This is a genomic window from Clavibacter vidaverae (assembly GCF_047529985.1).
GTDB lineage: Bacteria > Actinomycetota > Actinomycetes > Actinomycetales > Microbacteriaceae > Clavibacter > Clavibacter nebraskensis_A.
In genome coordinates, this window is the sequence record NZ_JBLJAM010000002.1 from 107,851 (window position 1) to 121,728 (window position 13,878).

The following is a 13,878-nucleotide window of genomic DNA, read 5'->3' on the forward strand; positions in this document are numbered from 1 at the left end:
GTCCGGGCCGGTGACGCACGCGGACACGACGGGCGCGGCGGGCGCGACGCCGCCCGGTCAGGCCGCCTTGCCCGGGTTGAGGATCCCCTGCGGGTCGAACACGCGGCGGATCCCGGCGGCCAGCCCCATGACGTCGTCGCCCAGCTCGTCGGCCAGCCACCGCCGCTTGAGGAGGCCCACGCCGTGCTCGCCCGTGAGCGTGCCGCCGAGGTGGACGGCCGCGCGGAAGAGGAGGTCGGCCGCGCGCCAGACGTCGTCGGGGATGCCGGTCGCGTCGCCGTCGGGCGTGGTCGGGTCCTCCGGGATGCAGAAGTTCGGGTGCAGGTTGCCGTCGCCCGCGTGCGCGACGGTCGGGATGGCGAGGCCCGTCTCCCGCTCGATCTCCCGGATCCGCGTGAGCATGTCGGCGAGGCGCGAGCGCGGCACGGCCACGTCCTCGATGAGCACGCGACCGCGGGCGGCGAGCGCCGGGTGGAACGCACGGCGGATCGCGAGGAGGCGCTCGCCCTCGTCGGCGTCGTCGGTCACGTCGGCCGTGCCGCCGCCGGCCACGACGACCTCGACCACGCGCGCGGCCTCCTCCGCGGCGTCCGGGCCGTCGCAGCGCACGAGGAGGTGCGCGGATCCCCGGGAGGAGTGGTCGGTGCCGAGGAACGCGTCGATGGCCTGGAGCGCGCCCGCGTCGATCAGCTCCATGGCGGCCGGCCGGATCCTGGCGGCCGTGATGGCGGACGACGCGGCCGCCGCCGAGGTCGCGTCGGGGAAGAAGGCGGCGACGGTCGACGGCGTCGCGGTCGGCAGCGGGCGCAGCCGCACGGTCGCGCGCACGATGACGCCGAGCGTGCCCTCCGAGCCGATCATGAGGGCCGTGAGGTCGTACCCCGTGACGCCCTTCACGGTGCGGTGGCCGGTGTCGATCACGCGCCCGTCCGCGAGCACGACCGTGAGCGCGAGGACGGCCTCGCGGGTCACGCCGTACTTGGCGCACAGCAGGCCGCCCGCGTTGGTGGCGATGTTGCCGCCGATGGTGGAGATGGCCTTGCTGGCGGGATCCGGGGAGTACCAGAGGCCGAGCGGGGCGAGCGCGGCGTTGAGGTCGTCGTTGAGGACGCCGGGCTCGACGATCGCGAGCTCGTCGGCCTCGCTGACCTCGAGGATCCGGTCCATGCCCCGCACCGACAGCACGATCTCGCCCGCGGTGGCCGTCGCGCCACCCGCGAGGCCCGTGCCGGCGCCGCGCGTGACGACCGGGGTGCCGGTGGCGCTCGCGATGCGGAGGGTCGCGACCACGTGCTCGACCTCGGTCGCGCGCACGACGGCGATGGGGTCGGCCGGGCTGCGGTAGCCGGAGCGATCGCTGCGCGCGTCCTCGAGGGAGGCGGGGTCGGTGGCGACGACGACGCCGAGGGCCCGGACGAGCTCGGCGCGGACGGCGTCGGCGGAGGGGGCGTGGACCACGTCGTCGATCATGCGATCCACCCTAGGTCGCGCGCCCGCCGCCGTCGGGGGCGTCGGGCAGGCTGGGCGCATGGACTCCCCCGGCGCCGCCGCGCCCGCGCACGTCGCCCGCACGGTGCTCGAGGTCCCGGCGCCCTTCGACGGCGGCGGCGTGATCCGCTTCCTCTCCTGGCACGCCGTCACGGGCGCCGAGGAGGGCGACGCGACGTCGTTCACGCAGTCGGCGCGGCTCACGCACGGCGCGGGGACGGTGACCGTGCGGCTCCTCGACGCGGAGACACCTGGCCGCGCGCCGGACGCGCCGACCCGCATCGAGGTGACCACCCGCGTCGAGCACGCTGAGGACGCCGCCGAGCTCCTCGCGGGCACGCGCCGCCTGCTCGGCCTCGACGTGGACGCGGCCCGCATCGACGCCGACCTCGCCCGCGACCCCGCGCTCGCCGCGGCCGTCCGCGGGACGCCCGGCCTCCGCATCCCCGGCACGCTGGATCCGCGCAGCACCCTGTTCCGCACCGTCGTCGGCCAGCAGATCTCGGTCGCCTCCGCCCGCGCCACCCACGGCCGCATGACGGCGGACCTCGGCGAGGACCTGCCCGCGTCCGTCGCGCACGGATCCGTCACGCGCCTGCCGCCGACCGCGGCCCGCATCGCGCGCGACGGCGCGGAGCTCCTGCGCGGGCCCGCGCGTCGGACGGCGACGCTGATCCGCATCGCCGAGGCTCTGGAGACCGGCGAGCTGGTGATCGCGCACGGCATGCCGCGCGCGGAGCTCCGGGCCGCGCTCGTCGCCTTCCACGGCGTCGGCCCGTGGACCGCCGACTACGTCGCGATGCGCGCGCTCGGCGAGCCCGACATCCTGCTCTCGGGCGACCTCATCGTCCGCCGCGGCGCCGCCGCCCTCGGCCTCCCGGACGAGGCCCGCGCGCTCGACGCGCGCGCCGGCGCGTGGTCGCCGTGGCGCTCCTACGCGACCCTGCACCTCTGGCGCGTCATGACCGACGGGATGCCGGGGGCGGGCTGATCCGCCCGATCAGCGCCGACGACGCGCGGGCCGCCGGCCGATGAGCGCGCCGACGACCACGAGCAGCACGAGGGCGACCCCGAGGATCACCCCGAGGGCGACGGGTGAGGCCCCCTGCGTCGCGAGGACCGCGGAGACCGCGGCGAGGACCGCGGCGAGCGACGCGAGGACGGGGACGAGGGGTGAGCGGGTGGCGTTCTTCGCATCGGACATGGGGCTCCTGGTGGCGTGGGCGCCGCGGGATGCCGCGGTCCCCTCGAGCGTAGGCGCGCCCGGTCCCGACACCCACCGGATCGCGCGGACGCCGGAGTGCGCTCCGGCTACGCGCTCTTCCGCTCGGCGGCGGGCTTCTTCGCGGCCGTCGACTTCGCGGCCGGCTTCTTCGCCGCGGTCGACTTCGCGGACGCCGACTTCGCCTTCGACGCCGTCTTCGGCTTCGCCGCCGCCTTCTTCGCGGTGCTCGACTTCGCGGGTGCGTCGTCCTCGTCGTCGTCCGCCGCCGCCTTCCCCTTCTTCGCGGCCGGCTTCCGCGCCGTCTTCTTCGCCCCGGATCCCCCGCCCCGGCTCCGCTCGATGCTCCGCTTCAGCGCGTCCATCAGGTCGAGCACCTCGCCGCCCGAGTCCTCGTCGTCGTCGGACTCCCCGAAGGTCGCGTCGGTGTCGAGCGAGTCGCCCTGCGCGAGCTTCGCGTCGATGAGCGTCTTCAGCTGCTCCTGGTACTCGTCGCTGAACTTGGACGGGTCGAAGTCCTCCGCGAACCCCTCCACGAGCTGCGCCGACATCTTCAGCTCCCGCGGCGACACCTTGGGCGCGGCATCCAACGACGGGAAGTCGGCCTCGCGCACCTCGTCGTCCCAGAGGAGCGTCTGCAGCATGAGCACGTCGCCGCGCACGCGGAGCGCCGCGAGCCGGGTGCGCTGGCGGAGGGTCACGTGCACGATCGCCGTGCGGTCGGTCTCCTGCAGCGTCCGGCGGAGGAGCGCGTACGACTTGGGGCTCGACGAGTCCGGCTCGAGGAAGTAGCTGCGGTCGAGCATCACCGGATCGACCTGGTCGCTCGGCACGAACTCGACGACGTCGATCTCGCGGCTCTTCTCCTCGGGGAGGGAGGAGAGGTCCTCCTCCGTGATCACGACGGTGCGGTCGCCGTCGTCGAACGCCTTGTCGATGTGCGCGTAGTCGACGACCTTGCCGCACACCTCGCAACGGCGCTGGTAGCGGATCCGCCCGCCGTCGGCGTCGTGCACCTGGTGCAGCGGGACGTCGTGGTCCTGCGTCGCGCTGTAGACCTTCACGGGCACGTTGACGAGGCCGAAGGTGACGGCGCCCTTCCAGATGGCTCTCATGGATCCAGTGAACACCGGCCCGGGCCATGCTGGAGCGATGGCGGGAGCGAAGCAGCAGGTGGAGGTCGAGGGGCGGCGGATCACGCTGTCGAACCTCGACAAGGTGCTGTACCCGGCGACCGGCACGACCAAGGGCGACGTGATCGCGTACTACGCCGCCATCGCGCCGCACATGATCCCGCACCTCCGCGACCGGCCGGTGACGCGGAAGCGCTGGGTCGACGGCGTCGGCACCGACGAGCACCCGGGGAAGATGTTCTTCCAGAAGGACCTCGACGCCCACACGCCCGAATGGGTGCTCCGCCGCGCGATCCAGCACCGCGACCACGCCAACGACTACCCGCTCGCGAACGACGTCGCGACCCTCACCTGGCTCGGGCAGATCGCCGCGCTGGAGCTGCACGTGCCGCAGTGGCGCTTCGGCCGCACGGGCGACGTGCGCCGGCCCGACCGGCTGGTGCTCGACCTCGACCCGGGACCCGGCGCCGGCCTCCCGGAGTGCGTGGAGGTCGCGAAGGCCGCGCGCGCCATCCTCCGCGACATGGGCCTCGAGCCGTACCCGGTGACGAGCGGATCCAAGGGCATCCACCTCTACGCGGCCCTCGACGGCAGCCACGACGCCGACCAGATCTCCGAGGTCGCGCACGAGCTCGCCCGCGCGCTCGAGGCCGACCACCCCGACCTCGTGGTCAGCGACATGAGGAAGGCCCTGCGGGCCGGCAAGGTGCTCGTCGACTGGAGCCAGAACAACCCCAACAAGACGACGGTCGCGCCGTACTCGCTGCGCGGGCGCTCGCGGCCGACGGTCGCCGTGCCGCGCACCTGGCGCGAGCTCGCGTCGCCGGCCCTCCGGCACCTGGAGATGGACGAGGTGATCGCCCGGATGCGGAAGCGCCAGGATCCGCTCGCCCCCGTCGAGGAGGGCCACCGCGAGAGCCTGGAGCCGACGCCCGAGCGGCTCGCGGGCTTCGCGCGGAAGGACCCGGCCGACGACCGGCTCGCCACCTACCGCTCCAAGCGCGACGCGGCCAAGACCAGCGAGCCGGTGCCGGAGGAGTCCCCCACGCCGTCAGAGGGCCGCTCCTTCGTGATCCAGGAGCACCACGCCCGCGCGCTGCACTGGGACTTCCGGCTCGAGCACGACGGCGTGCTCGTGAGCTGGGCCCTCCCCAAGGGCGTGCCCACCGAGCACGGCACCAACCACCTCGCGGTGCAGACCGAGGACCACCCCGTCGAGTACGGATCCTTCGAGGGCACGATCCCCGCGGGCGAGTACGGCGGCGGCGAGGTCACCATCTGGGACGCGGGCACCTACGAGCTGGAGAAGTGGCGCGACGGCGAGGAGGTCATCGCGACGCTGCACGGCCGCGGCGCGGGCACGGGCATCGACGGGCCGCGCCGGTACGCGCTCATCCATACGGGCGGGCACGGCAAGGCCGACGCGAACTGGCTGATCCACCTGATGGAGCCGGCCGACGCGCCCGCGACGCCCCACGCGAGGCCCGCGCGCCCCGCGGCGCTCGCGAAGGCGGGCGGCCGCACGCGCGTCGGCGCGCGCCGGAAGGGCGGTGCCGCGTCCGCCCCCGCGCCCATGCTCGCGACCGCCGCGACCGGTGCCGGCCTCGACCCCGACGAGGAGTGGGCCGTCGAGATGAAGTGGGACGGCTACCGCGCGATCGTCGTCGTCGCGGACGGCCGGGCGACCATCACGAGCCGCAACGGCGTCGACCTCACGCCCGCCTTCCCCGAGCTCGCCGAGCTGCCCGACTCCCTGGACGTCGACGACGCCGTGCTCGACGGCGAGATCGTGGTGCTGGGCGCCGGCGGCCGCCCCGACTTCGGCCTCCTGCAGACGCGCCTCGGCCTCACGGGCGAGAAGGAGATCGCCCGGGCCCGGAGGGCCGCGCCCGTGCACCTCATGCTGTTCGACGCGCTCGCGATCGGCGACCGCGTCCTCGTCGAGGAGCCGTACCGGGAGCGCCGCGCCGCCCTCCTCGACGCCGTCCGGGCGCCTGGCCGCGGCCGGATCCAGGTGCCGCCCGCGTTCGACGGCGACCTCGACGAGGCGCTCGCCACCAGCCGCGAGCTCGGCCTCGAGGGCGTCGTCGCCAAGCGCGTCGACGCGCCCTACGAGTCGGGACGCCGCTCGAGCGCGTGGCTGAAGGTCAAGCACCACCGGGCGCAGGAGGTCGTGGTCGGCGGCTGGCGTCCCGGATCCGGCAGCCGCGCATCCGGGGTCGGCTCGCTGCTGGTCGGCGTCCCCGGTCCCGACGGCCTGGCGTACGCGGGCCGCGTCGGCACGGGCTTCACCGAGCGCGACCTCGCCGACGCGCTCCGCCGCTTCCGCCCCCTCGCGCGGAAGACCAGCCCGTTCGCCGACGTGCCCGCCGCCGACGCCCGCGACGCGCACTGGATCACGCCCCGCCTCGTCGGCGAGGTCGAGTTCGCCGAGTGGACCTCCACGGACCGCCTCCGCCAGGCGTCGTGGCGCGGCTGGCGGCACGACAAGTCGCCCGACGAGGTCGTGCGCGAGGACTGACGCGCGGTGCTCCCGGTGAGGCGGGCCTTCCCATGCACGTTATGACCGCAACCGCTCCCGGCCGCGCCCGCCCGATACGCTCGTGGCATGAAGTTCGCCCACCTGCTCGCCGACGACGGCGTGACCCCCCGACTGGCCGCGATCGTCTCGGAGGGCCAGGCGCTCTTCCTCGACGAGGTGCTCGACGACTCGCCGCGCGACCTCCAGGACCTCATCGAGCGCGGCGACGACGAGATGGCCCGCGTCCGCGCCACCGTCGAGCGCGCCGTCGCGAGCCGCACCAGCACCACGCCGGTTGACGGCCTCACGCACGCGTCCGCGATCCTCCGCCCGCCGGCCGTCTACGCCGTGGGCCTCAACTACTCCGCGCACGCCGAGGAGCTCAACATCACGAGCGCCTCCGCCCCCACCGTCTTCGCGCTCTGGCCCAACTCGCTCTCGGGCCACGAGGGCACCACGAGCTGGCCGCGCTCGCTCAGCGAGGAGGTCGACTACGAGGTCGAGCTCGGCGTGATCATCGGCACGGCCGCGCGCGACGTGTCCGAGGAGGACGCGCTCGACCACGTCTTCGGCTACACGGTCGTCAACGACATCACGGCCCGCAACCTGCAGTTCTCGGAGCAGCAGTGGAGCCGCTGCAAGAGCTTCGACGGCTTCTCCCCCACGGGTCCCGTCGTCGTCACGCGCGACGAGGTGCCGGATCCGCAGGACCTCCGCATCACGACGGTGCTCGACGGCGAGACGGTGCAGGACGGCCGCACGAGCGGCATGGTCCGCACGGTCGCGCGCCTCGTCTCCTACCTCTCCACCTCCTCCACGCTGCAGCCCGGCACGCTCATCTCCACGGGCACGACGAGCGGCGCCGGTTACTCGCGCGACCCGCAGATCTTCCTCAAGGACGGCAGCACGGTCACCGTCTCGGTCGAGGGCATCGGCTCGCTCACGACGCACACGCGCATCCTCTGACGCACGGGCCCGCGCGTAGGCTCGACGGCATGACCGACCAGCCGCAGGACCCGATCCACGACCACTCCATCCCGGAGGACGCCGACATCTCGGCGCCCGACGCGGCGGATCCCGAGACGGACGAGCTGCACGACGCCACGGGCCGGAAGGACGGCGAGGGCGCCTAGCCCCTCCCGGTCGTCGCACGTCCATCGCGTCTAGGCTGGCGGGATGATCTCCCGTCTCCTCTTCCTGCTCGGCATCGGCACCGGCTACGTCCTCGGCGCGCGCGCCGGGCGCAAGCGCTACGAGCGGATCGTGCGCACCTCGCGCACCGTCTGGTCGAGCGAGCCCGTGCAGCGCGGCGTCCGCGAGGCGCAGGCCGTGCTCGACGAGAAGGGGCCCGTCGTCGTCGAGCGCACGGTCGAGACCGCCCGCGAGGTCGCGGGCTTCGTCGGCCACGCGGTCCAGGGTGCGGCCGTCGCCGTCGGGCGCACTGCGCACAGCGTGGGCGAGCGCATCGGCACCACCACGCAGGACGTCGCGGGTCGCGTCGGCAGCACCACCCAGGACATCGCGGGCCGCGTCGGCGACACCGCCAAGGACCTCGGCACCCGCACGGCGGACCAGACCAAGCACGTCGTCGACCGCGTCGGCCAGCAGGCCACCGAGGTCGGCCACCGCGTCGCGGAGACCTCGCAGGACGTGCGCGACCGCGTCGTCGAGACGGCCGAGGAGGCGCGCACGCGCGTCCAGGCCACGGCCGAGGACCTGCGCGAGCGCGGCGAGGAGGCCGGCCGCCGCGCCGTCTTCACCGCGGCCGAGGCCCGCGACGAGGCGCTCGCGTCGTTCGACGACGAGGACGAGACGGGTCCCGTCGTGATCCCGGACACCGGCGCCGCTCTCGCGGGCGAGCAGGACGCGTCCGCCGACGGATCCGCGGACGACGCGGACGAGGACCTCGACACGCTCGGCCCCGATGACCTGGGCGAGCCCGCCGACGCCGACGAGGAGCAGCCCGGCGCCGAGCAGCCCGCCGAGACCGCACCCGCCCCGGCGCCCGCGAAGCCGAAGGCCGCCGCGAAGAAGCCCGCGCCGAAGCCGAAGGCGTCGAAGCCCGCCGAGGCCGGGCACGTCCCCACCCCGGCCGACATCGCCGGATCCGTGCACCGCGAGGAGCCCGCGCACCCCGCCCCCGCGGACGACGCGACCGGCACCACCGCCGCCCGCACCACGAGCGAGCCGGACGCGTAGCACCCGCTCCCCCGCACGCGACAGCGCGCCGCAGCCCTCGGGCCGCGGCGCGCTGTCGTGTACCCGGCGCGCGTCAGTTGACGGCGCCGCCCTCCTCGGCCGCGTGGGCCGCGAGCATCTCCGGCGTGATCACCGACATGGCCGCCGTCACGGGTTCGAGCCCCGAGAGCCGGTCGGGCGCGAGGATCTTCTCCACCTGCGTCCGCGTCATGAGCCCCGCCTCCACCACGAGGTCGGGGATGGACGCGCTCGTCATGAGCGCGGTCTTCGCGAGGCTCGAGGAGGCGGCGTACCCGATGTAGGGCGTGAGCGCCGTGACGACGCCGACCGACGACTCCACCTGCGCGGCGAGCCGCTCGGTGTTGGCCGTGATCCCGTCGATGCAGTTCACCCGCAGCGTCTTGGCCGCGTTCCGCAGCCAGCTCAGCGACTGCAGCAGCGAGTGCGCGATGACCGGCTCGAACGCGTTGAGCTGCAGCTGCCCGCCCTCGGCCGCCATGGTCACCGTCACGTCGGCGCCGGCGATGGAGAACGCGACCTGGTTGACGACCTCGGGGATCACCGGGTTCACCTTGCCGGGCATGATGCTGGATCCCGCCTGCCGCGGCGGCAGGTTGATCTCGCCGAACCCGGCCTGCGGCCCCGACGACAGCAGCCGCAGGTCGTTGCAGATCTTCGACAGCTTGATGGCGCCGCGTTTGAGCGTCGACGAGAGGGTCATGAACACGCCCGCGTCGCTCGTCGCCTCGATGAGGTCGCTCGCGGTCACGAGCGTGTAGCCCGTGATGGCGCTGAGGTGCCCGCGCACGGCGGCCGCGTAGTTCGGATCCGCGGTGATGCCCGTGCCGATGGCCGTGGCGCCGAGGTTGATCTCCGACAGGAGCGGCACGAGCTCACCGAGCCGCGCGTGGTCCTCCTCGAGCGTGGTGGCGAAGCCGTGGAACTCCTGGCCGAGCGTCATGGGCACGGCGTCCTGCAGCTGCGTGCGGCCGACCTTGAGCACCTGCGAGAACTGCGCGCCCTTGGCGAGGAACGACCGCCGCAGCAGGTCCAGCTCGTCGAGCGTCTGCAGCAGCGAGTGGATGAGCGCGACCTTGAGCGCGGTCGGGTACGTGTCGTTCGTCGACTGGCTGCGGTTCACGTCGTCCAGCGGGTGCATGTGCTGGTAGTCGCCGAGCGCGTGGCCGGCCTTCTCGAGGGCGCGATTCGCGATGACCTCGTTGGTGTTCATGTTGGTGCTCGTGCCGGCGCCGCCCTGGATCACGCCGACCACGAACTGGTCGTGCAGGTGCCCGGCGATGATCTCGGAGCAGACCTCGTCGATCTGCTTGGCCTTCCGCGCGTCGAGCACGCCGATCTGCACGTTGGCGCGCGCCGCGGCCTGCTTCACCTGCGCGAGCGCGACCACGAACTCCGGGTAGACGCTCAACGGCCGCAGGCTGATGGGGAAGTTCTCGAGCGCGCGCGCCGTGTGGATCCCCCAGTAGGCGTCGGCAGGGACCTCGAGGCTCCCCAGGCTGTCGGTCTCGACGCGGACGGGGTGGCCGTCCGGGTGCGGGATGCGGTCGTCGTTCGGGCTCACTGGTGTCATGGGAGGCTCCATCGTCTCGTCGCTCGTGGCAGGAGGATCCCTCGACCCTACTAGCGGCCCCACGCCCGGCCGAGGGCGCCGGGGGCCGCGGATAGGCTCGACGGATGCGCCGCTTCCTGGGGATCGACCTCGCCTGGGCGGAGGGCACGGCCGCCCGTCCGGCGCGCGAGACGGGGCTCGCCTGCATCGACGCGTCGGGGCGCGTGCTGGACCTCGACACCGCCCGCGGCATCGACGCCGTGGTCGCGTGGGTGGACGCCTGGGGCGGCCCGGGCGCGGTCGCCGCGGTCGACGGCCCGCTCGTCGTCGCGAACGCCACGGGCAGCCGCCTCGCCGAGAAGGAGGTCGCGTCGCGGTACGGCCGGCTCGGCATCTCCGCCTACCCGTCGAACCAGGGCCTGCCCGCGCAGGGCGCCGTGGCGCTCCGGCGGCGGCTCGAGGACGCGGGCTGGGAGTACGACGACGGATCCGGCGCCGCGCGCGACGACGACGCCCGCACGATGGTCGAGTGCTACCCGTACACGACGCTCGTGGGCGCCCCCGAGCTCGGCTTCGACGGGATGAAGCCGCGGTACAAGCGCCTCGCGCCGCTCCTGCCCACCGGCGAGCGCCGGCCGGCTCGCGCCGCCGAGTTCCGGCTCGTCCTCGATCGCGTCGCGGCGCTTGCGCACGCGGATCCACCCCTCGACGTGTCCACGCACCCCCGCGCCGCCGCGCTCGTCGCCGACGGCCCCGCCCTCGTCGAGCGGGAGCACAAGCACCTCGAGGACCTGCTCGACGGCCTCGTCTGCGCGTGGACGGCGTCCTACTGGGCCCGCCACGGCACGGCGCGATCGCAGGTGCTCGGCGCGACCGACCCCGTGGTCGACGCGCTCGGGCGCCGCGGCACGATCATCGCGCCGGCCCGGCCGCACCAGCGCGCGCCGGAGGATCCGCTGCACGCTCCCTCCGCCTGAGCGGCGACGGCGCGCCCGCGGTCCCGCGGCTCAGCCCCGGCGCAGCCCGAAGCGCAGCTGGAGCACGAGGAGCAGGTTCTTCACCAGGGTGTCGCTCGGGATCTTCGACTCGCCCTCGGTGCGGTCCATGAACACGATCGCGACCTCCGTCGGCCGCCGCGCCTCCCGGAGCGCGCGCTGCTTCATCTCGATCTGGAATCCGTAGCCCGTCGTCGTGATGGTGGACGGCGTGATCCGGCGCAGCAGCTGCGTCTCGTAGAGGTTGAAGCCGCCCGTGTAGTCGGTGATGCGGGAGCCGAGGAACAGGCGCGTGTAGAGGTTGCCGCCCACGCTGAGGAAGCGGCGCTTGAGGTTCCAGTCGGGCGTCGCGCCGCCGCGGATGTAGCGGGAGGCGACCACGAGGTCGGCGCCCGCGCGCACGCGGCGCAGCATCTCGGTGATGTAGGCGGGGTCGTGGGAGAGGTCCGCGTCCATCTGCAGGATGTGCGTGGGCGGCTCGGCCTCGCCGAGGAGCCTCTCGAACGCCCAGATGTAGGCGGCGCCGAGGCCGGCCTTCTCCGCGCGGGTCTCGACGCGCACGCGGAATCCGTCCGTCTCCACGCCGGGCGCGAGCGACCGGGCGAGGTCGGCGGTGCCGTCGGGCGAGGAGTCGTCGACGATCATCGCGGTGATGCGGAAGTCGGGGTTCTCCGCCGCCATGGCGGCGAGACGGGGCAGCAGCTCCCCGACGTTGCGCGCCTCCTCGTACGTGGGGATGACGATCGTGAGGCTGCTCAAGCTGGTGGTTCCGTCTCCGCATCGGGGGCTGACCCGGTCCGGGCCCTGACGAGTCTAGCCAGCGGGCGTCGATCCGCCCGCGAGGGAGGGGCCGTGCCCGTTATCCGCTTGTTACACTTCGAGAGGCCCGGCGCCCTGACGCCGTGCGCATCCGCCGGATCGACCGGCGACCGCGCCGCGTGCCGGGAGGATCAGCGTGACGAAGCTCCTCGCCGACCGCCGTGTCCGCTTCCTCGTCGCGGGTCTCCTCAACACTGCCCTCGACTTCGTGCTGCTCAACCTGCTGATCCTCGGGGCCCACCTGCCCGTGCTCGCGGCGAACCTCGTCTCGGTGACGGTCGGCATCACCATCTCCTACTTCCTCAACCACTTCTTCGTGTTCCGCCACGGCGAGCCCGTCACGGCGGGGCGCTTCCTCCGCTTCTTCGCGGTCACGGGCTTCAGCTCGCTGCTCCTGCAGAGCGGCGTGATCTGGCTCTTCGAGCGCGGCTTCGACACGACGTTCGGCCGCTCGCTCCTCATGTTCGGCACGAGCGCCGAGCAGGAGTTCCTCGAGATCAACATCGCGAAGGCCACCGCCGTGCTCATCGGCCTCGTCTGGAACTTCACGCTCTACCGGCTCGTCGTGTTCCGCGCCCCGACGGCCGGCGCGGACAGCGAGGCCCCCGTGCGCGCGACCGCCTCCGCCGACTGAGCGCCGCTAGACGAGCTTCCCGACCTCCGTCACGAGCTGCTGCACGCCGAGCACGACGAACAGCAGCGCCGAGATCCCCATCACGGTGTTGCTGAGGGGCCGGTTACGCCAAGCCCGCGGGGTGCGGTCGGTGTTGAGGAGCACGAGCAGCGTGATCGCGAGGAACGGCATGAAGAGCGCGCCCAGCACGCCGTAGGCGATGATCAGGCCGATCGGCTGGTCGAGGAACAGCAGGCCGATGGGCGGGATCGTCAGCCACACAATGAACGCCCGGTAGTAGCTGCCGCCGAGGCGCCGGCGCGGGTCGTCGACGTCGAGGCCGCGGACGTTCCCGAGGAAGTCGGCGAACATGAGCGAGACGCCGTTCCAGACGCCGAGGATCGACGAGAACGACGTGGCGAAGAACCCGAGCAGGAAGAACCACGTCATGAAGGCGCCATAGCGCTCCCCCAGCACGTCGGCGAGCTGCACGAGGCCGCCCTCGCCGTCGGCCAGCGCGATGTCGGCCGAGTACAGGAGCTCGGCGCCCACCACGAGCATCGAGAGCACGAAGACGCCGCTCATCACGTAGGCCACGGAGTTGTCGATGCGCATGACCTTCATCCAGCCGGGCGCCACCCAGCCCTTCTCGCGCAGCCAGTAGCCGTAGGCGGCGAGCGTGATGGTGCCGCCGACGCCGCCCGCGATGCTGAGCGCGACGACGAGGCCGCCCTCGGGGATGGTCGGCACGAGGCCCGTGAGGAGCGCGGGCACGTTCGGCACGGTGACGATGGCGGCGCCCACGACGGTCACGAACATGAGGCCGACGAAGACCGCGATGATCTTCTCGAACGCCGAGTAGCGCCCGAACCAGACCACGACGGCGCCGACGAGGCCGCAGCCGATCGCGAACACCTTGAGGTCGACGCCCGGGAAGAGCGCTGCGAGCGGGAGCGCCGAGGAGCTCATGGCGGCGGCGCCGTAGACGAGGCCCCAGATGAGGATGTAGGGCCCGAAGTACCACGTGGTCCAGCGGCCGACGCTGCGCCAGCCCTCGAAGATCGTGCGGCCCGTCGCGAGCGAGTACCGGCCGGCGCCCTCGACGAGGAAGATCTTGATGATGACGCCGAGGACCGCGGCCCAGAGCAGCGCGTAGCCGAAGCGGGATCCGGCCACCAGGGTCGCGACGAGGTCGCCCGCGCCGATGCCGGTGGCCGCGACCACGAGGCCCGGGCCGATGATGCGCCAGCGCTTGGCCGACTCCTGGGGTTCGCGGACGTCGCCGCGGGCGTCGAGGTCGGTCATGTGCGGGCTCCCG

Annotated in this window: 13 protein-coding genes; 7 read left to right on the forward strand and 6 right to left on the reverse strand. The window is 73.6% G+C overall.

All coding sequences use genetic code 11. The features are described 5' to 3' along the window. Window positions 1–57: 57 nt before the first annotated feature. Window positions 58–1,470, reverse strand: a complete 1,413-nt coding sequence (locus ACMT9T_RS13245; protein ID WP_414745988.1) for an FAD-binding oxidoreductase — start codon at window positions 1,468–1,470, stop codon at window positions 58–60. A gap of 58 nt (window positions 1,471–1,528) precedes the next feature. Here ACMT9T_RS13245 and ACMT9T_RS13250 point away from each other — a divergent pair, with 58 nt between their 5' ends. Beyond that, on the forward strand, window positions 1,529–2,479 hold the full coding sequence (locus tag ACMT9T_RS13250) for a DNA-3-methyladenine glycosylase family protein (protein WP_414745989.1): 951 nt from the start codon (window positions 1,529–1,531) through the stop codon (window positions 2,477–2,479). A 9-nt stretch (window positions 2,480–2,488) separates the two neighbouring features. Here ACMT9T_RS13250 and ACMT9T_RS13255 read toward each other — a convergent pair whose 3' ends face one another. Together ACMT9T_RS13255 and ku are read right to left on the reverse strand one after the other, a co-directional pair. Next, window positions 2,489–2,692: a hypothetical protein gene (locus ACMT9T_RS13255; protein WP_414745990.1), complete on the reverse strand. Its 204-nt coding sequence runs from the start codon at window positions 2,690–2,692 to the stop codon at window positions 2,489–2,491. Window positions 2,693–2,799: 107 nt separating this feature from the next. Further along, window positions 2,800–3,825, reverse strand: coding sequence for a non-homologous end joining protein Ku (gene ku / locus ACMT9T_RS13260; protein ID WP_414745991.1), 1,026 nt, complete (start codon window positions 3,823–3,825; stop codon window positions 2,800–2,802). 37 nt (window positions 3,826–3,862) lie between these two features. Here ku and ACMT9T_RS13265 point away from each other — a divergent pair, with 37 nt between their 5' ends. The 4 genes from ACMT9T_RS13265 (at window position 3,863) to ACMT9T_RS13280 (ending at window position 8,563) form a co-directional block, all read left to right on the forward strand. Next, window positions 3,863–6,364, forward strand: coding sequence for an ATP-dependent DNA ligase (locus ACMT9T_RS13265; RefSeq protein ID WP_414745992.1), 2,502 nt, complete (start codon window positions 3,863–3,865; stop codon window positions 6,362–6,364). A gap of 87 nt (window positions 6,365–6,451) precedes the next feature. Beyond that, window positions 6,452–7,330, forward strand: a complete 879-nt coding sequence (locus tag ACMT9T_RS13270) for a fumarylacetoacetate hydrolase family protein (RefSeq protein ID WP_414745993.1) — start codon at window positions 6,452–6,454, stop codon at window positions 7,328–7,330. Window positions 7,331–7,359: 29 nt separating this feature from the next. Then, a complete protein-coding gene (locus ACMT9T_RS13275) occupies window positions 7,360–7,497 on the forward strand; it encodes a hypothetical protein (RefSeq protein ID WP_414745994.1) in 138 nt (45 codons plus the stop codon). A gap of 43 nt (window positions 7,498–7,540) precedes the next feature. Further along, window positions 7,541–8,563 carry a hypothetical protein gene (locus ACMT9T_RS13280; protein WP_414745995.1) on the forward strand — a complete coding sequence of 341 codons (1,023 nt, stop codon included), beginning with the start codon at window positions 7,541–7,543 and terminating at the stop codon, window positions 8,561–8,563. Between the two features lie 73 nt (window positions 8,564–8,636). Here the strand turns inward: ACMT9T_RS13280 and ACMT9T_RS13285 are convergent, their stop codons facing one another. Next, window positions 8,637–10,154, reverse strand: coding sequence for an aspartate ammonia-lyase (locus ACMT9T_RS13285; RefSeq protein WP_116056133.1), 1,518 nt, complete (start codon window positions 10,152–10,154; stop codon window positions 8,637–8,639). Window positions 10,155–10,258: 104 nt separating this feature from the next. Between ACMT9T_RS13285 and ACMT9T_RS13290 the strand changes: the two genes are divergently transcribed. Beyond that, window positions 10,259–11,110 (forward strand): DUF429 domain-containing protein, encoded by an 852-nt coding sequence (locus ACMT9T_RS13290; RefSeq protein WP_414745996.1) that lies wholly within the window; start codon window positions 10,259–10,261, stop codon window positions 11,108–11,110. 30 nt (window positions 11,111–11,140) lie between these two features. Here the strand turns inward: ACMT9T_RS13290 and ACMT9T_RS13295 are convergent, their stop codons facing one another. Beyond that, entirely contained in the window at window positions 11,141–11,887 is a 747-nt protein-coding gene (locus ACMT9T_RS13295; protein WP_414745997.1) for a polyprenol monophosphomannose synthase, read from the reverse strand. A gap of 196 nt (window positions 11,888–12,083) precedes the next feature. Between ACMT9T_RS13295 and ACMT9T_RS13300 the strand changes: the two genes are divergently transcribed. Continuing rightward, window positions 12,084–12,581: a GtrA family protein gene (locus ACMT9T_RS13300; protein ID WP_414745998.1), complete on the forward strand. Its 498-nt coding sequence runs from the start codon at window positions 12,084–12,086 to the stop codon at window positions 12,579–12,581. Between the two features lie 6 nt (window positions 12,582–12,587). Here the strand turns inward: ACMT9T_RS13300 and ACMT9T_RS13305 are convergent, their stop codons facing one another. Next, window positions 12,588–13,865 (reverse strand): Nramp family divalent metal transporter, encoded by a 1,278-nt coding sequence (locus tag ACMT9T_RS13305; RefSeq protein WP_414745999.1) that lies wholly within the window; start codon window positions 13,863–13,865, stop codon window positions 12,588–12,590. Window positions 13,866–13,878: the final 13 nt, after the last annotated feature.